At 46.3% G+C, this 24206-nt stretch carries 21 protein-coding genes and 1 pseudogene; 13 read left to right on the top strand and 9 right to left on the bottom strand.

Annotation, left to right across the window (positions count from 1 at the left end; genetic code table 11):
* Positions 1–79 precede the first annotated feature (79 nt).
* Complete coding sequence (locus tag U0021_RS02360; RefSeq protein ID WP_114800753.1) at positions 80–844, top strand: hypothetical protein; 765 nt, start codon at positions 80–82, stop codon at positions 842–844.
* A 91-nt stretch (positions 845–935) separates the two neighbouring features.
* Here U0021_RS02360 and U0021_RS02355 read toward each other — a convergent pair whose 3' ends face one another.
* Together U0021_RS02355 and pal are read right to left on the bottom strand one after the other, a co-directional pair.
* The gene (locus U0021_RS02355; RefSeq protein ID WP_114800754.1) at positions 936–1514 is read right to left on the bottom strand and encodes a 4'-phosphopantetheinyl transferase family protein; all 579 of its coding nucleotides are present in this window, start codon (positions 1512–1514) and stop codon (positions 936–938) included.
* A gap of 67 nt (positions 1515–1581) precedes the next feature.
* A complete protein-coding gene (gene pal / locus U0021_RS02350; RefSeq protein ID WP_114800755.1) occupies positions 1582–2097 on the bottom strand; it encodes a peptidoglycan-associated lipoprotein Pal in 516 nt (171 codons plus the stop codon).
* Between the two features lie 264 nt (positions 2098–2361).
* Here pal and pepN point away from each other — a divergent pair, with 264 nt between their 5' ends.
* The 4 genes from pepN to U0021_RS02330 all read left to right on the top strand — a co-directional run bounded on the left by pepN (position 2362) and on the right by U0021_RS02330 (position 8721).
* Entirely contained in the window at positions 2362–4944 is a 2583-nt protein-coding gene (gene pepN, locus U0021_RS02345) for an aminopeptidase N (protein WP_114800756.1), read from the top strand.
* Between the two features lie 137 nt (positions 4945–5081).
* A complete protein-coding gene (locus U0021_RS02340) occupies positions 5082–6395 on the top strand; it encodes a 3-deoxy-D-manno-octulosonic acid transferase (RefSeq protein ID WP_114800757.1) in 1314 nt (437 codons plus the stop codon).
* A 172-nt stretch (positions 6396–6567) separates the two neighbouring features.
* Positions 6568–7473 (top strand): pirin family protein, encoded by a 906-nt coding sequence (locus tag U0021_RS02335; protein WP_114800758.1) that lies wholly within the window; start codon positions 6568–6570, stop codon positions 7471–7473.
* 177 nt (positions 7474–7650) lie between these two features.
* Entirely contained in the window at positions 7651–8721 is a 1071-nt protein-coding gene (locus tag U0021_RS02330; RefSeq protein ID WP_114800759.1) for a maleylacetate reductase, read from the top strand.
* Positions 8722–8759: 38 nt separating this feature from the next.
* Here U0021_RS02330 and U0021_RS02325 read toward each other — a convergent pair whose 3' ends face one another.
* Positions 8760–8936, bottom strand: a complete 177-nt coding sequence (locus U0021_RS02325) for a hypothetical protein (RefSeq protein WP_264756304.1) — start codon at positions 8934–8936, stop codon at positions 8760–8762.
* A gap of 6 nt (positions 8937–8942) precedes the next feature.
* Positions 8943–9686, bottom strand: coding sequence for a LysR substrate-binding domain-containing protein (locus tag U0021_RS02320; protein WP_264756305.1), 744 nt, complete (start codon positions 9684–9686; stop codon positions 8943–8945).
* 165 nt (positions 9687–9851) lie between these two features.
* On the opposite strand from U0021_RS02320, the gene U0021_RS02315 reads away from it, so the two are divergent.
* The 6 genes from U0021_RS02315 to U0021_RS02290 all read left to right on the top strand — a co-directional run bounded on the left by U0021_RS02315 (position 9852) and on the right by U0021_RS02290 (position 16172).
* The gene (locus U0021_RS02315; RefSeq protein WP_114800760.1) at positions 9852–10724 is read left to right on the top strand and encodes an intradiol ring-cleavage dioxygenase; all 873 of its coding nucleotides are present in this window, start codon (positions 9852–9854) and stop codon (positions 10722–10724) included.
* Positions 10725–10785: 61 nt separating this feature from the next.
* Positions 10786–12534 carry an FAD-dependent oxidoreductase gene (locus U0021_RS02310; RefSeq protein ID WP_114800761.1) on the top strand — a complete coding sequence of 583 codons (1749 nt, stop codon included), beginning with the start codon at positions 10786–10788 and terminating at the stop codon, positions 12532–12534.
* A 137-nt stretch (positions 12535–12671) separates the two neighbouring features.
* Entirely contained in the window at positions 12672–13337 is a 666-nt protein-coding gene (locus tag U0021_RS02305) for a 3-oxoacid CoA-transferase subunit A (protein WP_114800176.1), read from the top strand.
* Positions 13338–13382: 45 nt separating this feature from the next.
* Entirely contained in the window at positions 13383–14033 is a 651-nt protein-coding gene (locus tag U0021_RS02300) for a 3-oxoacid CoA-transferase subunit B (protein WP_114800177.1), read from the top strand.
* 34 nt (positions 14034–14067) lie between these two features.
* Complete coding sequence (gene pcaF / locus U0021_RS02295) at positions 14068–15279, top strand: 3-oxoadipyl-CoA thiolase (RefSeq protein ID WP_327037460.1); 1212 nt, start codon at positions 14068–14070, stop codon at positions 15277–15279.
* 176 nt (positions 15280–15455) lie between these two features.
* Positions 15456–16172: a 16S rRNA (uracil(1498)-N(3))-methyltransferase gene (locus U0021_RS02290; RefSeq protein WP_114801032.1), complete on the top strand. Its 717-nt coding sequence runs from the start codon at positions 15456–15458 to the stop codon at positions 16170–16172.
* Positions 16173–16179: 7 nt separating this feature from the next.
* Here the strand turns inward: U0021_RS02290 and U0021_RS02285 are convergent, their stop codons facing one another.
* From U0021_RS02285 to U0021_RS02265, 5 genes and pseudogenes are all read right to left on the bottom strand, one after another.
* Entirely contained in the window at positions 16180–17079 is a 900-nt protein-coding gene (locus U0021_RS02285; RefSeq protein WP_114801024.1) for a DMT family transporter, read from the bottom strand.
* A gap of 60 nt (positions 17080–17139) precedes the next feature.
* Positions 17140–18351: a GDSL-type esterase/lipase family protein gene (locus U0021_RS02280; RefSeq protein ID WP_114801025.1), complete on the bottom strand. Its 1212-nt coding sequence runs from the start codon at positions 18349–18351 to the stop codon at positions 17140–17142.
* An 18-nt stretch (positions 18352–18369) separates the two neighbouring features.
* Entirely contained in the window at positions 18370–19464 is a 1095-nt protein-coding gene (locus tag U0021_RS02275) for an SGNH/GDSL hydrolase family protein (RefSeq protein ID WP_114801026.1), read from the bottom strand.
* The gene (locus U0021_RS02270; protein WP_276527458.1) at positions 19451–20947 is read right to left on the bottom strand and encodes an MBOAT family O-acyltransferase; all 1497 of its coding nucleotides are present in this window, start codon (positions 20945–20947) and stop codon (positions 19451–19453) included. The genes U0021_RS02275 and U0021_RS02270 overlap by 14 nt, the downstream gene beginning before the upstream one ends.
* Before the next feature lie 96 nt (positions 20948–21043).
* A pseudogene (locus U0021_RS02265) lies at positions 21044–21984 on the bottom strand (methyltransferase domain-containing protein).
* A 4-nt stretch (positions 21985–21988) separates the two neighbouring features.
* On the opposite strand from U0021_RS02265, the gene U0021_RS02260 reads away from it, so the two are divergent.
* Positions 21989–22963, top strand: coding sequence for a single stranded DNA-binding domain-containing protein (locus U0021_RS02260; RefSeq protein WP_114801034.1), 975 nt, complete (start codon positions 21989–21991; stop codon positions 22961–22963).
* Between the two features lie 177 nt (positions 22964–23140).
* Positions 23141–24202, top strand: coding sequence for an ABC transporter substrate-binding protein (locus U0021_RS02255; RefSeq protein ID WP_114801028.1), 1062 nt, complete (start codon positions 23141–23143; stop codon positions 24200–24202).
* Positions 24203–24206: the final 4 nt, after the last annotated feature.

Raw genomic sequence — 24206 nt, 5'->3', positions numbered from 1 at the left:
AATAATCGTATTAAAATGTAACCATCAATAACGAGATATGCCTTTTGAGAGATTGGTGTATCGATTTTAGGAGAAAGCTATGAAAGCTGTTAAATTATCTGTGGTTTCTGCTGCAGTTCTACTATCAACTTCTGCAATGGCAAATGTTGTAACCAATACTGGCGCTACAGTTGTTGATGGTACGCGCACTATTTTTAGTACTTTGGTACGCCCTGCGGCAGTTAGTGCCGAGGTAGGTACTTTGGGTTACGGTGCTAATATCGGTTGGGCTGTTAATGACAGAGTTGAACTACAAGCTGGTTGGGCTGGCGGTGATATCGCTGAAGCTATCAACGACAACTTTGATGCTAATGGCGTAAACTATCAAGTTGAGACTGATTTTTCTAATCCATATCTAGGCGTACAAATGCGCCCTGCAGCCAACTGGTTTACAGTAGGCGCTGGCGTGATCGTTCCTGATAACGATATTGATGTACGTGCTAATCCTGCTGGTAGCGAGAATGGTGGTTACTACCGTATCGGCGGCAAGAATGTTTCAATTGAGAGATTGGGTACATTGGAAGGTAAGCTTGAGCATCGCAACAAACTTGCTCCATACTTGACTGTTGGCTTCCGTCCAAATCTTCACAGCAATTGGGGTGTATTTGGCGAAGTAGGCGCTGCATACTTGGGTAAAGTTGATGCTACCATTAATGCTGTAAATGGTAAAGATGATCCAGCAGATCCTACTTGGACTGATGCTCGTCGTGAAGCATATGCTGCACAAGCTGAGCGTGATATTGAAGCAAAAGATTACGCTAACTGGTTCCCAATCGCTAAAGTTGGTGTAACTTACCGCTTCTAATTTAAGCTGGTGTAACTTACCGCTTCTAATTTAAGCTTAGGCTTAATTAAAAAAAAGGCAGTGCTTAGGCATTGCCTTTTTTATTTGATGATTAAAATAATGCCGTTAGTTTTAGGTCAGGATGATTGTATAAATAATGATCACTGGTTTTGATTAAACTGATTGAATCAAGCTGAATGCCTGTAAGATAAGACGTCATATCTGCACCCATCCCAGTATATAGTTGATCTTGAAGCAGCTTAATTCGGCACTCTTTTAATCGCCATAAAAAATTGATGAGCTTCTGCTTATCAATACAGCTTAAGTTAGAGAGCATCTCAATTTCATCAGGGTGGAAATATCGCTCAGCTATATTGTGCTTAATATCCTTGACTTCTATGTCAATGGCGCAAGGTAATAAGCTGATAATTAACGCAACTTGATTCTTTGAATGACTAAAGCTAACAAAGTAACGCCTATCGCTTGATTGGATGTGATAAGGATATGCGTGGTCACAAAATTCGCCTACGATGCCAAAGCGTTGCATGACTATTTGTAACAGTAAGCGCACGCAAAAAGACTGAGCGTTTTTTTGCTGAGCTCGATTACTGCTTTGTTGCGCCATTTGTGCAGATGCGATAATCACTTGCGGCGCAGGCTGTAAAAATATGACGGAGCGAAGCTTGGGCATGGCAATCAGAAAAATAAAAAGCTCAAAACAGGCTTAGGCTGATTTGAGCTTATTGGATTGGCTGGGATTAATAAGACAGCTCGGCGCGGCGATTTTGAGACCAGGCTTCTTCGTTAGAACCTGTCGCCATAGGGCGCTCTTCACCAAAACTCACAATCTCTACATTGGCTTGGCTGACGCCTTTAGCAAGTAAATAACTGCGTACCGCAGCAGCACGGCGCTCACCGAGTGACATATTATACTCACGGCTGCCACGCTCATCAGTATGACCTGCCACCAAGACGCGTGCGGCTTGGTTGGCGCTTAAGAATTTGACCTGCTCATCCAAGATAGCGGCAGCTTGTGGCTTAATTTCATCTGAATCAAAATCAAAATGCACGAGACTTGGCAAGTTTGCCGCCGCAGCCTTGATCGCTTCAGAATTATCGACCAAAGGGGCTGCTGTCGTATAGACAGGACCTGTATAGCCTGTTGGTGCATTGGGAGCGACTACGACATTGCCAGTTGATTTACTGGCACAGCCTGAGGTGATGGCAAGAGCAGATAGTACAGCAGCGATGAATGATACTTTAAGATGTGGCATAAGGACACCTTGTAATTTATTATAACTGTTATAATTAAATAAGGTCAAATGAGTGATTATCAAGTAATAATCTTTCACAGATGTGAATATAATGACAAATTTATCACGCTTTTACAAGAGATTTTTAATAAAAATCCTTGAAAAATCGCCACGCGTATTCCCAGAATGAATCACTGGCAAAAATTGCCGAATGCGCAAAATTTTGTTAAGATGGCGGAATTTTCGATAGAATTTTTAATTGTTAAAATACCAAAGTGAATTGATATGACAAACAAAACCCAAACTCCTCAAAAAATTTATCTTAAAGATTACACACCGCCAAGCTATGCCGTGGAAAAAGTGGACTTGGATATTCGCCTATTTGACGATCATGCCATCGTTGGGGCGCGTCTTCATATGACAAGGGCGCACGCAGGCAAGCTTGAGCTGTTTGGGCGAGATTTGACGCTTAAAAGCATCTGCTTAAATGGGCGTGAACTATCAGTAGAAGATTATCAAGTGGATGAGGAGGGCTTGACGATTTTGGAGGCGCCCGATTCTGCTTTGATAGAGACTTGGGTTCAAATCTCGCCGCAAACCAATACAACGCTTGAAGGGCTGTATCAAGCAGGCACAGGCGATGAGCTGATGTTTGTGACACAATGTGAGCCAGAAGGGTTTCGCAAAATCGCCTTTTTCCCAGATCGTCCTGATGTGCTGACAGAATACACGACCCGTCTGGAGGCGCCGAAGCGTTTTGGGACGCTGCTTGCCAATGGTAATTTGATCGAATCAGGTGAGGTGGATGAAGATCGCCATTATACCATTTGGCACGATCCCACTAAAAAGCCCAGTTATCTTTTTGCCGCGGTGATCGCAAATCTAGAAGTGATGCAAGACAGCTACACGACGATGGAGGGGCGTGAGGTTTTGCTTGAGATTTATGCCGACGCCCAAGACATTGATAAATGCCATGTGGGCATGCAAGCGCTCAAAGATGCGATGAAATGGGATGAAGACAATTATGGGCGTGCTTATGACTTAGATCGCTATATGATCGTGGCGACAGGTCAGTTTAATATGGGCGCGATGGAAAATAAAGGCTTGAACATTTTTAATACCAGCTGTGTGTTATCAAGCCCTGAGACTACTACCGATGAGCGCAGTTTTCACGTCAAATCGGTGATTGCACACGAATATTTTCATAATTGGACGGGTAATCGCATCACTTGCCGCGACTGGTTTCAGCTGTGTCTCAAAGAGGGCTTTACGGTATTTCGTGATCAAAGCTTTTCGGGAGATTTTCGCTCAAAAGCTGTTCAGCGTATCGAAGATGTCTCGCTACTTCGCTCGGCACAGTTTGCCGAAGATGCAGGCTCTCTGGCGCATCCTGTTCGCCCCGAGAGCTTTGTTGAGATTAATAACTTTTATACGATGACCATCTATGAAAAAGGCGCAGAAATTGTGCGTATGATTGCCAATTTCTTAGGTAAAGACAAATTTCGTCAAGGCTCGGATGAATATTTTGCGCGCTATGATGGGCAAGCGGTGACGGTTGAAGATTTTTTATCGGCTCTGTCGGTGGCAGATGCACGCGTCATGGATTTTTTGCCTTGGTATCGTCAGCCAGGCACGCCAGTGGTATCAGGCAGTTATCATGTTCAAGGCGATAAGGTGAGTGTGAAATTGGCTCAAAAAACTCGTCATGTGCCTAATTATGATGCGCCGATTGCACTACCCATTCCTGTGGATACAGCGATTTTTGATAGCGCGACAGGTGAGATGCTGGCAAGTCAAATGCTGCTATTGACCAAAGACAGTGATGTATTTGAGTTTGATGGGATTGAGCTGTCTGACGGCGCGCATCCTGTGGTATCGATATTGCGTAATTTTTCGGCACCTGTTAAGAGTGATTTTGATTATACGGATGAGGATTTGGCGCGCTTGGTGGCGTTTGAGACCGAAGGATTTAATCGCTGGCAAGCACTTCAGACACTGGTGAACCGCTGGCTATTTGGCACATCCAAAGAGGCTGATTTGATCGTCGATGTGATCCAAAAAGCGGTTGATGCACTGATTGATAGCGATCCAATGTTGGCAGCGCGTCTATTTGATTTGCCAAGCCAAAAAGAGCTTGCCATGGCGTATGATGAAAATTATGATCCTGCCTTTGTCAAGGCTCGTCGGGATGAGCTGTATCAGCTTATCGCTGATGGATTGTCGGCAGATGCCAAGCGCTGGTATCACAGGCTGCCAATGCAGGCTTATGAAGATACGCCAGATGCGCGCGGACGCCGCCTGCTACGCAATGTTTTATTGGATTTGCGCCTGACGGCAAATGATAATGATGTCAAAGATGATGCTTATCAGCAATATGAGCAAGCGTCTTGTATGAGTGAGCGATTGGGTGCTTTGACGGCGATGATCAATCATAATTTAGATCAAAAAGACAATTATGTTCATGATTTTTATGAGAAATTTAGCCATGAAGATTTGGTGATTGATGCTTGGTTTAGTGCACAAGCCATGTCAGATCATACCAGTGTAAAACACATCGCCGCTCTGATGCAGCGTAAAGACTATGACTGGAATACGCCAAATCGTGTACGGACCACGCTGGGGGCTTTGGCTGCCAAGCCTGTGCAGCTGTGGACGGCTGAAGGGCTGGACTTGTACTTATCGGCGGTTGAGCGCTTAGATAGCACCAATCCACTGCTGGCAGCCCGTCTGTTGTCCGCACTGGCGCGCTGGTACACGCTGACACCTGATCATAAAGCCATGGCAAAACAAAAGCTGACCGAGCTGTCCGCTAAGGCAACGTCCAAAAACGTGCTTGAGTTTTTAGAAAATATGCAAACGGTGTCTTAAGTGCCATGGCTGTGAATTCGGGCAGGCGATGACTTGCCCGTTTTTATTATTTTTATCATGACTGAGTGGGATAAATCTTCTATCAATCCTACCAAAAATGTTACAATCTTGTTTTATTCATAAAACCGCTTATCACCATGTCTAATGCCCATGCTGTTCGACCGCCGTTATATTATCGCCTGACCACTGCCATACTTGCACCCATTTATCGGCAAATGGTCATCAAAAAATCCAAAGACAAGCCAACGCTTGAGCGAGAGCTCAATGAGCGTTTTGCCAAGCAATATCAGCCGCCACCGTCTGGGGCGCTCGGTGTGATATGGTGTCATGCTGTTTCATTGGGTGAGCTTAATACCGCTTATCCTTTACTAAGCAGGCTATTGGATCAAGGCTATGGACTGTGGGTGACGAGCACCACACAGACGGGGTTTGAGCGCGCCGCCAGATTATTTGACGGGCAAATCCGATCAGGACGCGTGGCGCACAGTTTTGTGCCTGTGGATAGACCTCAGGTGATTGATGCATTTTTGGATCATGTCATGCCAATCGCAGTGATGTTTATTGAGACTGAGCTTTGGGCAAATACTTTATATGCTTGCCGCAAACGGGGCATCAAGACCATGATGGTCAATGCTCGCCTGACCCAAAAATCCTATCAAGGATATGCCAAAATCGCCAAAGTCAGCCAAACCATGATGGCAAATCTTGATGGCATCATCGCTCAAGATGCCGAGTCGGTGCAGCGATTTAAGCAGCTTGGTAAAACTGACATCGTCCAAAGCGATTCGCTCAAATGGGCAAGTGTCAGTGCGCTCAGTGAAGCACAGCTCACCGCTGCTCAAGCCCTAACGGCTCAGATTCGCGAAGCGCACAAAAAACAAGTTTGGGTGATGGCAAGCACGCATGATGGTGAAGAGAGCATTGCACTAAGTGCCCATAAAAAGTTTTTACAAAAATCGCCCGATGCACTACTCATACTTGTGCCAAGACATCCTGAGCGATTTGAAGCTGTCCATCAAATGTGCTTACAAGGCGGCTTTGTGACTGCGCGGCGCTCAATGGATGAGTCCATCACGCCAAAGACCCAAATTTATCTTGCTGACACCATGGGCGAGCTGCTTGCTTGGTATCAGGTCGCTCAGATTGCGGTGGTTGGTGGCTCATTTGTGCCGATCGGTGGGCATAACCCCATTGAGCCTGCCAGTCTTGCGACACCTGTCATCATGGGCGCGCATGATGATAACTGTAAAGATCTTGTCAAAGCACTTAAAAAAGTCGGCGCGCTAGCGCAGCTGCCTGATGAGCCGAATGTGGCGGATCAGTTATTTGAAGGGCTGATGCAGGGCTATTTATATCATTGGACGGCTGAGCAAGGCGCGTTATTGGTGAAACAAAAACAGCGCGTTTTGGAAGATCAGCTGAACTTTGTGCTAAGTATCATCCACGCCTAAAGCAGGATTGTGAACAAAAACTGCTCTTAGTGTTTTATGTGGGAGCTGTGTTACCACCACGGATGAATGGCGTTTGTTAACATTTTAGCAAGTCATTTTTGCATTTTTGGATATGATAATTTAACCATTTTATCTTATAATAATCAAAGATAAAATCAAACTGGAGAAGATGATGAGTGCTAAAAAACTGACTGCCAGAACTGCGGAAGTGGGCGGTATTCCTATCGCGCGTCTTTTGCCTAATAGAGGCAAGCAGCCAATTGGCGCATGGTGTTTTTTGGATCATATTGGTCCTGCAGAAATTGAGGCAGGCGAGCCAGGTATGCAGGTGGGGCGCCATCCGCACACCAATTTACAGACCTTCACATGGATGCTGCATGGCGAGATTAGACACCGTGACAGCTTGGGCTATGACCAAATTATCCGCAAAGGGCAAGTCAACTTGATGACCGCAGGGACAGGTCCCGAGACAGGCATCAGCCACACCGAGCAAAGTGTGGTGGATGAAGACAATCGCTTTCATGCAGTGCAGCTTTGGATTGCGCTGCCGATGGATAAACAGATTCAGCCAAGTTTTCATCACTATCCTGACTTGCCGACTTGGCAATCGCAAGGCATTCGTTATGCCTTAACCACAGGCAGCTATACCGATGGAGAGACTTACACAGCGCCGACCTTACAGTACTCTAAGCTTGTGGGCTTGGATGTGATCTTTGACGAAGATGGCACTGCCAATCTGTCTTTTGAGGCAGGCATGGAATATGGCATTTTGATCATCAACGGTGAAGTGACCCACGAGGGTGAGACTTTTGTGCAAGATGAGCTGATGCGCTTTGAGACAAGCCAAGTCGCTCAGCGCGTACAAATCACTGCCAAAGCTGGCACACATGTGATGTTGTTGGGTGGTGAACCATTGCCGCATAAGACTTTGCTTTGGTGGAACTTTGTGGATAAAAGCAAAGCAGGCATCGAAAAGTCTATTGAAGATTGGAATAATGGGCATGATCGCTTTGGTGATGTCGCAGGTGGGATGCATCGTTTGCCATCACCACCTTTACCAGACAGCTTTAAAGAATAATTGAATGACTATCAAACCCAGCAAAATTTGCTGGGTTTTTGATTGGATGGGTAATAAAATTGGTTTTTTTCTAATATTATTTCAGTGATGCAATAAATAATTTCTATTTTTGGGGTTTATTAATGGCATAAACTTCGATAGGCTAAGATATCAAAAGTAAATATTTAGGAGAAAATAATGCAGTTAGGAAGTTTTATTTATCAATATCAGCCAAATCGTGTGGTGTTTGGCGTGGGCGCCATTCACAAGCTTGCCGATGAAATCGAGAAATTGGGCTGCACTAAAGCTTTGATTTTGTGCACGCCTGAGCAGGTGGGGCAAGCTAAGCAAGTACAAGATATTTTAAAAGATCGTGCGGTGGCGATTTTTGATCAAGCGGTCATGCATGTGCCCATCCAGACAGCGAATGCTGCCAGCGATTTGGCTAAGGAATTGGGTGCCGATTGCGCGGTAGCGATTGGCGGCGGTTCGACCATCGGTTTGGGTAAGGCGATTGCCTTAAAACATTCCCTACCAATCATTGCCATCCCAACAACCTATGCAGGTTCTGAGATGACGCCAATTTATGGCATCACTGAAAATGGCATCAAAAAAACTGGCAAAGATATGCGCGTGCTCCCCAAAACGGTGATTTATGACCCAAGTCTGAGCTTAAGCCTGCCGCTTGAGATTTCTTTAACCAGCGGTATGAACGCCATCGCCCATGCCGCTGAAGGGTTATATGCCCAAGATGGCAACCCTATTATGACGCTACTTGCTGAAGAGGGCATTCGCGCCTTGGCTCAAGGTATGATAAAGCTCAAAGAAGATGACCAAGATGAGCAGGCACGCAGCCAATGTCTGTATGGCGCGTGGCTGTGCGGTACGGTGCTTGGTAATGTGGGCATGGCACTGCATCATAAGCTTTGTCATACTTTGGGTGGTAGTTTTAATTTACCGCACGCGCCCACACATACCATTATTTTACCGCACGCGATCGCCTATAATGAAGTGGCGCGCCCCGAGGTAACAAAAATCATCACTCGTGCATTGGGCGTGAGCAATGTTTCTGCAGGGCAAGCATTGTTTGATTTGGAGGTGAAATTAGGACTTGAGACCAAGCTTCAGTCACTTGAGTTTACCCAAGAGGATATCCAAAAAGCCGCTGATATCGCCATGCAAAATCCTTATTGGAATCCGCGACCCTTTGATAAAGACAATATTACCCAGATTATTACTGACGCTTATCATGGCACTCGACCTGAATAACAAATAAAAAACCTGATGCTATATCAGATTTTTATTTGTTATTCAAATGACGCATTCCACAGTTTTTCATAGCCTTGATTGGCAAAATGATCCACCAAAAACTCAATGAATAAACGGTTTTTGATGGGCATATAATGGCGGGTTTGAAAAGCTATGTTAATGGTCAGCTCAGGCAGTCGCCACTGTGATAATACAGGAATAAGTCTGCCTGCCACGATGTCTTAATAGATGACATACATTGGCTGCACCAAAATTCCTGCATCATTGAGCGCGGCTGAGCGAATGATTTGCCCATCATTGCTTTCAAGCAGAGGCTGACACTTAAAATAGGCGGTTTGTCCGTTTGTGTGGGTAAAATGCATTTCGGTAGGATTATTGGCGTAACTATAAATCAGCAGATCATGATCATCCAAATCTTCTATGTGAATTGGCATACCTTTTTTGGATAAATAAGCAGGTGAAGCTGCCAAAATGCGACAAGTGCTTGCCAATTTGCGCACGGTGATATTTGAGTTGCGTTCAAATTCCCGGGTGCGGATGGCGACATCGATTTGACTATTAAGGACGTCGTGATAGCGATTATCGCCGATGATATTGATGGTGATTTTTGGATAAAGCTCATGAAATTCAGGAATCAAAGGTGCTAGATATAATTTTGCAAATGAAATGGATGAAGCAATGGTTAAGGTGCCTTCTGCAACGGAGGACAAAGCGGTGATTTTGGCTTCAGTTTCATTGAGTTCGGCGATGAACGCTTTGCACTGATGATAATATTCATGCCCAATCGGTGTCAAGGCATTGCGCCGCGTGGTGCGTTCGATGAGCTTGACATTTAGATGGGATTCTAATCCTGCAAGCAGTCTGGTAGCCGCTGCGGTTGAAATATTGAGCGCCTCAGCTGCGCGCCAAAGTGTTCCAAGCTCGTGTGTCTTGGTGAACACTTCCATTGCTAATAATCTGTCCATATATGCGGTCTTTTATGAGTAGGTCGAAGATTATTATTTCAATAATGAAATAAATAATTTCTCATAAGCTCTTTAATTGGATTTATTGAAATATTATCATAAGACTTAGAACAAGGAAAGACAGGGCTGCGATTTATACAGTACAGTCAAAAATAAGGAGAAGTTATGAAAAATCTCAATGAAAATACCATCACGCAAGCAGTGATTGACCGTAATAAAAACACCCCCAATCCACGCCTAAAAACCATCATGACCAGTTTGGTTCAGCATTTGCATGAATTTGCGCGTGAAGTTGAGCTGACTGAAGAAGAGTGGGAAATGGGCATTAATTTTCTAACTTCGACAGGTCAAACGTGTACCGATACGCGTCAAGAGTTTATTTTATTGTCAGACACTTTGGGGCTATCCACCTTGGTAATTGCCCAAAATCATCGCAAGCCTGACGGCTGCACTGAAGCGACAGTTTTTGGTCCTTTTTATGTCACTACTCGTCCTGAGCTTGAGCTTGGCGCGAATATGAGTGAAGGCGTCAAAGGCATTCCTTGGTTTGTCAAGGGTGTGGTGCGCTCCATTACAGGTGAGGTGATTGCAGGCGCCAAAGTAGAAGCCTGGCAGTCTGATGAAGATGGGTTTTATGATGTCCAAAAACCTGACCTGGGCAGATGTGAAGGTCGAGCGGTTTTTACTACCAATGAGCAGGGCGAATACCATTTTCAAACCATCGTTCCAGCTGCATATCCGATTCCGCACGATGGTCCAGTGGGTAAGATGCTGCAGGTGCTGAACCGCCATCCATGGCGACCTGCCCATCTGCATTTTATGATTACGGCTGAAGGTTATGAGCGTTTGGTGACCCATGTTTTCCAAGAGGGTGGTGAGTATTTAGAATCAGATGCGGTATTTGGTGTGCGCTCTTCATTAATCTCGCAGTGGGTGCGTCATGAGGCAGGGATTGATCCTTATGGCCGTATGCAGAACACGCCGTTTTATACATTGGAGTTTGATTTTATTTTAAATCGGTCAAATGAGACCAAATAATCGGATCATTGCCATCGTTGGCTGATCTTTTGGAAATTTTCACACCATGGAGGGTCTTTGAATGAGACAAATTACTACCCCTGTATTGATTATCGGTAACGGTCCTGCTGGCGGCGCGATGTCATTGGCGCTGAGCACTTACGGCATAGAGAATATCAATATCACTCGCTATCGTTGGATCGCTAATAGCCCACGCGCGCATATCACCAATCAGCGCACAATGGAGTTTTTAAGAGATATGGGCTGCGAAGAAGAGGCAATGTCGGTCGCTGTTCCCCAAAAATATATGGGTACCAATATCTTTTGTACAGCCATCAGTGGTGAGGAGCTTGGTAGGGTGCACGCTTGGGGCACGCATCCAAAGCGTAAGGCGGATTATGATATGGCAAGCCCATGTCAAATTGTGGATATTCCACAAACTTACATGGAGCCCATTTTACTCAGTAATGCAGCAAAGCGTGGCGCTGATACATTATTAAATACAGAATATATCAGCCATACCCAAGACGATACAGGCGTCACAACGATTTTAAAAGATCGCTTAAGTGGCGAGGAGTTTTCGGTGCGCTCTGAGTATTTGATTGGAGCAGATGGTGCGCGCAGTAAGGTTGCCGAAGACATTGGCTTGCCAATGGAAGGTCAAATGGCGCATGCAGGCAGCATGAATATTTTATTCGATGCGGATTTAAGTAAGCTTGTGGAGCATCGCCCCAGTGTCTTATATTGGGTGCTACAGCCTGGCTGTGATATTGGCGGTATTGGTATGGGCTTGGTGCGTATGATTAGACCGTGGAATGAGTGGATGCTGGTTTGGGGTTATGATATTAATCAGCCTGCACCGCAGATGAGTGATGAAGAAGCAGCGGCGCTTTTGCGTAACATTGTGGGCGATCCATTGCCTGATTTGAAAATCAAAGCCATCAGCACTTGGACTAATAATGAAATGTACGCCACAAAAGTCAGTCAAGGTCGCGTCTTTTGTATGGGTGACGCCATTCATCGTCATCCACCAAGCAATGGCTTGGGTAGCAACACTTCTATCCATGATGCCTATAACTTGGCTTGGAAAATGGCAATGGTGCTAAAAGGTCAAGCAGCACCAAAACTGCTTGATAGTTACAACCAAGAGCGTGCGCCTGTTGCCAAACAGATTGTTACCCGCGCCAACAATAGCACGCGTGAATTTGGGCATATTTTTAAGGCGCTTGGCATGCTTAATACCCAAGATCCAGCCGTTATGCAACAAAATATTGACCGCCGTAAACAAAATACCCAAGAAGCCAAAGCCATGCGAGAAGCACTGCGTAAGGCGTTAGATCATAAAAATTACGAATTTAATGCGCTTGGCGTGGAGCTTGGGCAGCGATATCGCTCTGAAGCGGTTGTCAGTGACGGCACGCCCGAACCTGAATATACCAAAGACCCTGAATTATATTATCATGCAACCACTTGGCCAGGCGCGCACCTGCCACATGCTTGGGTGAATCATAATAACCAAGAAGTCAGTACTTATGACTTGGCCGGCAAAGGTAAATTTGCTTTATTTACAGGGATTGGCGGGGAGGCATGGATTGATGCTGCCGAAGCTGCCGCCGCTAAGTATGGCATTGAGATTAATACTTATGTCTTTGGACCGGGTCAGCAGGTGGAAGATCTGTGGGGAGATTGGGATAAGCTTCGTGATATCGAAGATGAAGGCGTGCTGCTGATTCGTCCTGATTTGTTCATTGCTTACCGCCATCAGGGCGCACCAAATGACGCAAAAGCAGAGCTTGACCAAGCATTTGCCAGTATTTTAGGCTATGCATGAACAGGTTGTTTCTTGTATGCCATATAAGGGCGTGATCGCTCTTATATGGTTTAACTAAGCTTATAATTTCTCACTTTTGGTGAAGATAATTTATCAGTCAGCCAATTGCTCTAATGGGTATTGGCAAAGGTAACCATATGATCGACAAAACCGAGCTTTCATTAAAGCAAATCATGGAAAAAATCCAAGACAACGCCACCATTCTCATCGGTGGATTTGGTCCTGCAGGTCAGCCAGCCGAGCTCATTGACGCATTGATTGAGCGCGGTGTCACAGGTCTGACCATCGTCAGCAATAATGCTGGCAATGGTGATTATGGCTTGGCCCGCTTACTACAAACAGGGGCTGTCAAAAAAATCATCTGCTCATTTCCTCGTCAAGCAGACTCTTATGTGTTTGATGAGCTCTACCGTGCTGGCAAAATTGAGCTAGAAGTTGTGCCACAGGGCAACTTGGCTTGTCGTATCCAGGCGGCAGGCATGGGCTTGGGTGCCATCTACACACCCACAGGTTATGGCACTTTGCTTGCAGAAGGCAAAGAAACTCGCCATATTCACGGCAAAGACTATGTCTTAGAATATCCCATCCGCGCTGACTTTGCGCTCATCAAAGCACATCAAGGCGATCGCTGGGGTAATTTGATTTATTATAAATCAGCCCGAAACTTCGGACCCATCATGGCAATGGCAGCAGATGTGACCATCGCTCAAGTGCAAAGTGTGGTTTCACTCGGTGAGCTTGATCCTGAAGTGATTGTGACACCTGGGATTTTTGTTCAGCATGTTGTTGAAGTGACCGAGTGAGTATTGTAAGCATCACATCATTGAAATGGAGTTAATAAGACTGATATGACTTATCAAAAACTAAGCCGAGATGAGATTGCCAAGCGCGTCGCCAAAGACATCCCTGAAGGGGCTTATGTCAATTTGGGGATTGGCCTGCCTACCAAAATCGCAAGCTTCCTACCATCGGACAAAGACATTTTTTTACATTCTGAAAATGGACTGCTTGCCTTTGGACCGCCGCCCAACGCCGGTGAAGAAGATCCTGATCTGATCAATGCTGGCAAAGAATATGTCACCATGCTCAAAGGCGGTGCGTTTTTCCATCACGGCGATTCATTTGCCATGATGCGAGGCGGTCATTTGGATATTTGTGTTTTGGGTGCGTTTCAGATCGCTGAAAATGGGGATTTGGCCAATTGGCATACAGGCAAGCCAGACGCCATTCCTGCTGTTGGCGGTGCCATGGATTTGGCGGTGGGTGCCAAAAAAGTCTTTGTGACCACCGAGCATGTCGCTAAAGACGGCAGCCCAAAGATTGTCAAACACTTAAGCTATCCTGTCACAGGCAAAAACTGTGTGGACCGTATCTATACGGATCTTTGTGTCATAGAAGTGACTGATGAAGGCTTGGTTGTCACTGAAAAAGTGGCAGGTTTGGACTTTGACACATTACAGCAGCTCACCGATGCGCCCTTGATTGACGCAACTGTCTGAGCAAAACTTAAATCATAAATCAAAAGGATGTGTTATGTCTGATCATATTGCTTATATTATTGATGCTGTGCGGACACCGTTTGGACGTTATGGCGGATCGCTTGGCAGCGTGCGTGCTGATGATCTGGGGGCGCTTCCCATTGAGGCACTCATCAAGCGCAATCCAGGGGTTAATTGGCACTCGGTGGATGATGTCATTTATGGCTGCGCCAATCAAGCCGGTGAAGACAATCGCAATGTCGCGCGCATGTCAGCTTTATTGGCAGGACTGCCTGTCACGGTGCCAGCCACCACAATCAATCGCTTGTGCGGCTCGTCACTTGATGCCATTGCGATCGCAAATCGTGCCATCAAGTCAGGTGAAGCAACGCTCATCATCGCAGGGGGTGTAGAGAGCATGACGCGTGCGCCTTATGTGATGGGCAAAGGGTCGCAAGCTTATGATCGCAGCCAAAAAATTGAAGATACCACCATGGGCTGGCGATTCATCAATCCAAAGCTTAAACAGAGGTATGGCGTGGACACCATGCCACAAACTGCTGAAAATGTCGCCAGTCAATTTGGGGTTTTACGAGAAGATCAAGACCGATTTGCCCTGCAAAGCCAAGAGCGTACCCGCGATGCCATTGAGCGTGGGTTTTTTGCCAAAGAAATTATCCCTGTCAGCATTCCTCAAAGAAAAGGCGACCCTATTTTGGTTGATCAAGATGAGCATCCCAGACCAAACACGACCTTTGAGGATTTATCTCGATTAAAACCCATTGTGCATAGTGAAGGGACAGTCACCGCAGGCAACGCCTCAGGGATAAATGATGGGGCAGCTGCGTTATTGATTGCTTCACAAGATGCGATCAAACAATACAATCTCACTCCCAAAGCCAAAATCATCGCCAGCACTTCGGTGGGGATTGAGCCTAGCATCATGGGGTTTGCCCCAGCGCCTGCCATCCAAAAACTGCTGAAGCAAACTGGCATGACACTGGATCAAATTGATGTCATTGAGCTAAATGAAGCCTTTGCTGCCCAAGCTTTGGCGTGTACTCGCAAGCTGGGACTTGCCGATGATGATCCAAGAGTCAATCCCAATGGCGGTGCGATCGCCTTAGGACATCCTTTGGGTGCATCAGGGGCAAGGCTTGTGACAACTGCCCTAAATGCCTTGGAAGAACAAAAAGGGCGCTATGCTTTGTGCAGTATGTGCATTGGTGTGGGGCAGGGGATTGCGTTGTTGATTGAGCGGGTTTGAGGTCTGAAAAAATAAGCTTTCGTCTGCAAAGTCTGTTTGGAGTGATTATAGGCTTAAAGGTGATTTGGCTTGACGCCTATAACAGCTTATAAAATAAGCAGCTAGAAATATTCATCTCAAGCCTGATGCCCATCTTTGATATAATACTGATCATTTTAGGGCATTTTTCGCTGAGTATGAATATTATCTTATTAGATGACGCAAATTTTATCACCGATCGTATGGCAGTGATTGAGGATCAAGCAGTCATTCGTCATCTGCAATCGGTGCTTAAAGCACAAACAGGCGATGTGCTAAAACTGGGAAAGCTTGGCGATCGTATCGGTCAGGGTAAAGTGATTGAGCTTAGTCACCGTCATGCCGTTCTGTCCGATATCACGCTCACCGCGTCGCCGCCAAATAAGCTGAATCTGACGCTGATTTTGGCACTGCCGCGCCCAAAAGTACTCAGGCGGCTCATCATGGATATGACAGCGATGGGCGTGGATCACATTATACTTATCAATAGCTACCGCACGGACAAATCCTACTGGAGCTCGCCGCTGCTGTCTCGCCTTGATGAGTTTGTGCTCGAAGGGCTGCAGCAGGGCGTAGATACCATGCCGCCTAAGATCACCCTTGCTAAGCGATTTAAGCCGTTTGTGCAAGATGATTTGCCAAGCCTTATCGGTGATGGTGGTGCAATCGTGGCGCATCCGTATGCCAAAGATCGCTTTGGTCAATTGATCGAGCAGCGCTTACCACAGGTTTTGGTGGTGGGCGCTGAAGGTGGATTTATTCCTTATGAAATTGAACTTTTGGGCAGTGTGGGTGTGCAGCCAGCCAGCTTGGGCGATCGAATTTTGCGCACAGAGGCGGCGGTCAATGCTTTATTGGGTAGATGGCTGCCTTAATCCTTTCCTAGCGCTTGATCAGTGCATTGGCTGCGGTGGCGGTTACGATGAGTAATGTACCGATCATTTGTATGATGGTTAAAGGCTGATGTAACAAAAATACCGCAAGTGCAATGGCTGTTAAAGGCTCAACAATCGTGAAAACTGACGCTGTACTTGCAGGCAGCTTTTGTAATGCACTCATGTACAAAAAAAACGGAACAATCGTACCAATCAATCCCAAGCCCAGTGCAAATGCCCAAGCCTGCACTGGTAATTCAAAAAGCGCGCCATAAGTTTGGTATGTCGTCGGTAAGATCAGCAGCGTGGCGGCACTGACTGTAACCGAGCTAAAAAACACCAAATATGACGAGTGATTTTTAGACATTGCCTTTTTACCAAGTATGCCATACAAAGCATAGCACACACCCGACAACAGACCAATGAGTACGCCACTGTTAAAGCTAAAAGAATCCGCCCCCGCCATCAAACACCCCACGCCGATGACCGCGACGACCGCCAGCAGGGCAGAAGTCGCTGAGATACGCTCACCCAAAATCACGCGTGCCAATATCAAGCTAAACACAGGTGCGGTATATAGTAGCGCCACTGCCATGCTCACACCCACGTGGTTGACGGCATAAAAATAGCACAAAGTCATCCCAAGCACGCCAATGAGCGACTGCATGATCAGCCCAAAGGATGCTTTGAAAGTTAAGCCTTTAAGCTCAGGCAGAAGTTTGGGTATGAGTACAAGTACGATCACGCCTGCGGTAACGATGCGTAAAATGGTAATCGAAAAGCTGTCAAAGCCCAAATCAGCCAATTTTGAGGCAATGATGCCCAAAGTGCCCCAGCAGATGCCTGCAAGGATGACTTGTAAAGCGCCAATCAGCTGATCGGTGCGGGTGGAGTGGGTGTGGTTCATAAAGCCTATGATAAATAAATAGCAAGAGACAGCGCCCCTTGCTATGATAAATGGAAAAAATTATTGTTGATAAACACTGCGTGTCGTCGAAACCGACGGCGTGCTCACAGGCTGCGTCAGGGGCGTATTGATTTGGCTTGGCTTCGAGGTCGTCAATGACAATGAGATAATATCTTCTGCCATCAAAGTGCCTAGCTGCTCATAGCCTGAATGCGTAAAATGGACGCCATCTTTGGCAGCAAGACCGCGATTCATCCATTGTTTCATTGAGCAGCTGCCGCCCATGGCTGCTTGCCAATCCCAAAACAGCGTGTGTTTAGATTGAGCGGTTTGGCGCTGAACTTCTTGGATGGCGCTTAGCTCGGCAGGGCGAGTGCCGCAGCTGCCAGAGGTGCTTCTGAGTGCTTCAGGCGATGAGACAACCATGATGGCTGACTTTGGCGATGCATGGCGGATCTGATCGATGCGCTCACTTAAGACACTGCGGACGCGCTCGGGATTGACGCTGTTATATGCTTCATTGGTGCCATAGGCAAGTATGATCAGCTCAGGTGCGATCGTGCCCAATTCTTTTTGCCAGGCATAGCCATTCCAGCGGCTCCAATGTGATAGCTCGGCGCCATTGATGCCAAGTGATGAGACGATCGCGCCAGAGGTGTGTTTTGATCGACCCCACCATCCGCCGATGGCAGTGTCAGACATCGCACCTTCGGCTGTGAGGGTAAATGGCAGCTTGGCATCAAAAGTCATTGTCTGCCAAGTCCCATCTTTAATAGGGGCTTCAAGAACGAAGCGATGACCATTAGCATCGATACCACTTAGCACGCCATCTGCTGCGCTTTGACGAATGCTGACCGTCATAGCTTGCAAAGGTTCATTGCCTTTTGCTTTGATGGTGAGCGTACTGCCCGAAAAATTGGGCTTAGCGATTAAGCCCCCTAGGGTATAATTTTCATTTTGATTGCGGCGACTGGAGATGGGCGTCCATTGATAATTATCATAACCATATCGTGCCATACGCTGACCACTAAAATACATGGGCATAGCCCAGCCCATGCCACCGTTGCCGTAGCGACTTTGTAGCTGACTGCGCAGCGCGTCCGTCATGCTGTCGCCTGCGGTATGCGAGTCGCCCAGCTGTACGATATGAATGCGGCTGTTATTGAGCGCTTGAATCAGCTGATCGGTGTTTGGATCTTGATAATTGGTCAAATAATTTGCTGATGCGCTCATAGACATGACCAAAGCGGACAACACAAAAAACGGTTTCATAACTTCACCTAATGAGTCTTATGGTATGATGGTGATCTGATCTTGTAAGGCTTGGGCGATGAGTTTTTGTCCCTTGATGCTAAAATGAATGCCATCAGATGTACGCATTTTAATGGTTTCGCCATCTTTTACAAGATAATCATTGTAAACATCATTACTTGTGCCTAACAGCTCACGCGCATCGATGGTCAGAACATCATGCTGCTTTAGCTCATTTTGCATGACTTGATTAAGATAAATCATTTGCTCATTGAGCGTTTGTTTTTTCATGTTGGGGGGTGTGATCCAGATGACTTTGACGCCATGGTTTTTGGCACTATCCAAAATGCTGACCATGCGCTGACGGTAGCCTGTTTCCCACTCTGGCGTTTGGAATTTTAATTGACCACCATTAACCAAATCAGGCATATCCCAAGGATCATTGGGACCCAAAAACACCACCAAAATCTTGATATTGGCATTATTAGTGAGCGTCTCATCAATGGTCTTTGGCCAGTTAAACAAGCTTGGATAAGCCAAGCCTGTGCTTTGTTTGGCGAGATTGACAGAGCTGATGTTGTGGTTTTTTTGAAGGTATTGCTGAACATGGGGCGCCACGCCTTGCATCATCGAGTCGCCAGCAAAGAAAATCTGATCGCCTGGGCGCAGTACATACGCAGAATGAGAGTGGACTTGTGGTGCATCTGCATGATCGATTGGCGCAGCAGGCATTTGGACGCTTTTGGTCATCATCGCCTGATATTCAGAAGTATAAGCCAAATTATCATTAAAATAATCCACGACCTGCTGATTTTTTTGACCAATGCGATCGGTCAAGTGATCATGCCAAGCATACAGCGTATCGCCAATGTCGCCACCCATTTTCCAAGCGTCATAGCGATCAAGTAAGCTCAGAGGGCTACTTTTATGATAAGTTTGTAGATAATAGGCATTGATCGAGTGCTGCATGATCCATGCGCCAAGCAAGGCAAATGAGCACAGCACCATCAGCAGATAGCCATAGCTTTTGCCATGAAAATAAGGCTTGGGGCGCGGCTTTAGCTGAATGTGCTTAGGCTCAGGGTATTGCTTGGTTTGGGCGATCGTGTGAGTTGGCTGATTAGAAGTTTGCATAAATAAATCCTGGAATGCCAGCAGGGGCAAAAATAACAACAATCATTAAGCAGACAAATAATAAACTCACCACCATCAGCTTGGGCAGGCGCGCACCGATACGCACCAAAGCGTGGGTTTTTTGGGTATAAATGGGATAGATGACCCAAGCGAGCATAAATAGCAACAGCATGAATAAAGGATTGCCGCTCCAGCCGATATTCGTGTGATTGTACGCCAAAGCTTCAAAAATCCCCATCGCTTCGCTCCAACTGGTCGCACGAAAAAACACAAAACAAAATGCCACAAAATTTACCGTCACAAAAATCCCTATTACCTTGCCAAGCCAGCTATGGCGATACAGAGCATTGCGCGAAGTCTTGGTATCGACGCCACTGATGCGCTGATACAGCTTGTCGGTGCAGTTTAGCCAAATGATGGCAAGCCCATGCAAGACACCCCAAAGCAAAAAATTCACACTCGAGCCATGCCAAATGCCTGATAAAGCCATGGCGATTAATAAGTTGATTTGAGTTCTAAAAAACCCTTGGCGACTGCCGCCTAGCGGAATATAAATATAATCACGAATCCATGTCGATAAGCTGATGTGCCATCTGTCCCAAAACGCACGAATGTTATGCGCGATGAGCGGCGCCTTAAAATTCACAGGCAACCGAAATCCAAGCAATAACCCAAACGCCACCATCATCTCGCTATAGCCTGAAAAATCCAAAAACAGCTGTAGCGTGTAGCCATAGATCGCCACCAAAACTTCCAAGCTATGATACTGCATGGGATTGGCAAAGATGGGATTGACCCAGTGATCAGCCAGCCATCCTGCCAGCCACCATTTTTTGATGAGCGCCAATAAAATCAAGCAAAGCGCAATCGTGGGAAGTAAGATGCGCCGCGGCTCACTGCTGATGATCTGCTCACTCATGCCACATGGCTGACCTTCGATGTCGGTCAATCCTGATGCAGACTTAGTGCGTGCGATCGGTCCTGCACTGATCGTCCCAAAAAATGACAAGTACTGTAGCAGTCCCCCAAAGCCAAAAGGCGGCACTTCAGGCTCGTTATGGTAGCGGCTCACCATGTAACTGATGGCTTGGAAAGAATAATAAGAAATACCAAGTGGAAAAATAATATTCGCCATCACGCCTGATGAGTCCAGCTGCATGGCATCAAGGCTGTATTTGATCCCTTCTCGGAAAAAATCATAATATTTAAAAACGCTCAGCTGAATCAGTGTAATGACGATCCCTAAGATCAGCCAAAATTTCTTGGCTTTAGAGTTTTGCATCGCTTTTGTGATCAAAAACACAAACACCGTATAACCAAATAAAATCCCTGTCGCAATTGCGCCTGCCATCAGGTAGATAATCACATAACTGAATAAAACGATGAGCAAATTTTGGAATTTTGGCGCTTGGCGAAACAGCCAATAAATCGCCAAAAAACCAATGAACATCAAGGCAAATTCTAAAGACAAAAAAGAAAACATGGCTCAATTCTACCAAACCAAGAAAACCACTTATTTTAACATATTATGATTTAATGATTAATATATTTAAATATTGTTCTTATAGAATTTGGTTGATTAGACGGAGTTTTTGAAGGCGATGGTATGTAGATATCGCCCCATGGCTCGAAAAGGCAGCTGGCGTGAGTATTCAAGCTCCATCGCTACCACATCATCAGGGTTATTTAGACCACCACGCTTCAGGGGTGCGTAATCTGAAAATACCCGAATGCCTGAGCGAATACATATCTCATAATGATGAGTGCCAAGCCACGCTTCGACGGTGTCGGGTGCGACAGGGTGATTGGGCGTTAGGCTTTTATCATCAGCAGGGCGAGGCGTGTTCAGCTGATAAAAATTTCCCATGACTAAATTTCGATAAATCTTACTGGCAGGATTATAAAAACACAAAGACAGCATCCCACCATCCACCAAATACTCATCAAAAAAAGCCATGATTTTTTCAGGCTCACCCAACCACTCAAGCAGCGCATGGCATAAGATGATGTCAAACTTCTCGCCTGCCAAATGATCTGGCAGCGCCTGATAAGGGCAAGTGATGAACCGCACTTCGTCATGCACCCCAAGTGATTTGGCGTGATCTTTTGCCATGGCAAGCATATTGGCTGAGATGTCATTGACCGTCACATGATGATCTTTTGCCAAAGACAGGCTAATCTGAGCCAGTCCTGCGCCCACATCTAGGATGCGCAAAGGGCGATCAAGCGCAAGCTGATCCATCGCTTCGCTCAAATCTTTGTGAAGCACCGCTAGGCGTATGCGCCCTTTAAGACCACCATAGACTTTTTTGGCAAAGTGTTCACTGATGGTATCAAAATTTCTATCGTTGGTTATGGTCATGATAAGTTTGATTAAAATTAACAATAAAGCACCCAAACGCAAAGGTCGGTGTGCATGATTTGCTGATGAAGTGTGTTATAATGGGGATATTTTCGCCGATCAAGTATTATAGCACAGCGTGCTTTGCTTTTATAAATTGGCTTTTGAGTGATGAGCATCTTTATGAAAAAATCTACCATCCAATATTTGACCCTGCCAACCGTCGCACTTTTGGCGTTGGTTGGTTGTAGTAATGACAACCGCCGCGATGACGAAATGACGGTGGCTGAGCCTGTGGTTCAGCAGATCGATGACATTTGCCAAGCGCCAGCGATGCAGGCATATCTTCAAAACAGCATCAAGCAGTCTATTTTGAATGCAGCGATGAGCCAAATGGTGGGTGCAGATCCCAACCAAAGCCTAGCTATGCAAAACACGCTTGGTCAGCAGCTGAATACTTTACAAATCACCACCCAAAATGCCACGAATTTTGCTGACAGCTGTATGGTAGATGTGCATGTGACGGTCAGCCCTCAAGATTTGGTAAATGCAGAATTTGCTTTTGCTCGTTCAGGGGCGACTTTAATGCAGCGCGCCAGCCAAGATCAAGTTGAGCTTTATAATGGCACGATTGTCGCCAAGCAAATCACTTATCAAATGGTCAATGGGAATGTGGTGATGTATGGTAATAATCATCATGCCATTCGTCTGATTGCTGATATTTTGGTGGCTTCGGCAGGCAGTTTGCCACAAGTATCTACGCAGCCTAATACCACCGCACGTCCGCAAGCGATTGAGCGGCTGCCAGAGACGCCTAGATCTGAGCCATCAAGCACTCAAGACACCCCTAGCGTGACAACGCGTATTGAGCGTCAGCCGGCACCTAGCGCGCAGCCGCCATCTCGTCCGCGCACTGAGACATCGACAGACAACACAGCTCAAAGAAATACGCAAAGCTCAGCGGCACAATCTTCTACATCCAGCAGCACGCCGCGCGTCACTCGTGATAATCAAACCACCCAAACGAGCACCGAGCGCGCCACAGAGCGTTCTACAAGCGAGACAACCCAAGCACCAGCACGCCCACAGGCGCCAGCGAACACCAGTAGCGATGGCGAAACAAGTATCAGTATCGTTGAGTCAAACGAAATTTACTGATCGCTTTTTATCTTAAATCAAAAAACCCTTTTTGGTCATTCAAAAAGGGTTTTTTGATGGCTGTAGCGGCTTAGATGAGCCACCAAAATGAATACTCAATCTATGAAATTTATGTTACAATCGATCAGATTTTTAAGTTTTTGTTTTTATCACGATCAAAATATATTGGAGAAATTCATGACTTTAGCTCGCAATAAGTTCGCCCAAGTAATGCCAAAGTTTGCCGCCGCTGCCATCGCTGCTGCGGTGGTTGGATGTAGCCAGCCTGCCCAAACTACCCAATCACCTGCCGACACTTCAGAGACACCCACCGAAAAAACAGCCAAAACCGTTGCGATTACCGCTATTGTTGAGCATCCATCATTGGATGACATCCGCTTGGGCGTGGTCGATGGCTTGGCAAGTTTGGGTTATAAAGAAGGTGAAAATTTGACAGTTAATTTCCAATCTGCCCAAGGCAACATGGCGACTGTCGGTCAGATCGCGAAGCAGTTTGTGGCGGATACGCCTGATGCCATCGTAGGTATCACGACACCGAGCGCCCAAAGTCTGGCGGCGGCAACCACGAGTATTCCGCTGATTTATACGGCTGTCTCTGATCCTGTGGCTGCCAAATTATTAAATGAAAATCATCAAGCTTCGCAGCCTAACATTACTGGTTTGTCCAGTCAGCTGCCCATCGAGCCACAAGTTGAACTATTCCAAAAAATCAAGCCTGATGCCAAGCGTATCGGATTTGTGTATAGCCCTGGAGAAGCCAATTCGGTCGCCGTCAAAAATGAGCTGATTGAAATTTTGCCAAAATATGGCATGACTTTGGTGGAAGTGCCCGCCAATCGATCCAGTGATGTGGGCGATGCGACGCGTTCATTGGCAGGCAAGGTGGATCTTCTTTATACTTCACTGGATAACGGCGTGGCATCGGCGATGGAAGCGATGGTTCAAGCCGCTAACGAGCTACAAGTACCTGTGATTACCTCAGATGAATTTTCAGTGCGCCGCGGTGCAACAGCTGCGTTGGGCGTGAATGATTATGACTTTGGATTGACAACCGCCAAATTGGTCGCTCAAGTATTAGATGGTAAAGCTCCAAATGACATCAAGCCTGAAGTGATGAATACTTTGACCTTGTTCATCAGCCCAAAACACGCAGCCAATCAAGGTGTGACAGTGGATTTGACAACACTGGGTGAGAGCATCAATGTCGATACCACGCCAGCGCGCCAGCCGAATAAATAAGATC

It is taken from the genome of Moraxella canis (assembly GCF_034424565.1).
GTDB lineage: Bacteria > Pseudomonadota > Gammaproteobacteria > Pseudomonadales > Moraxellaceae > Moraxella > Moraxella canis.
The sequence above is the reverse complement of the archived record's forward strand: the minus strand, read 5'-3'. Positions and strand labels throughout refer to the sequence as shown.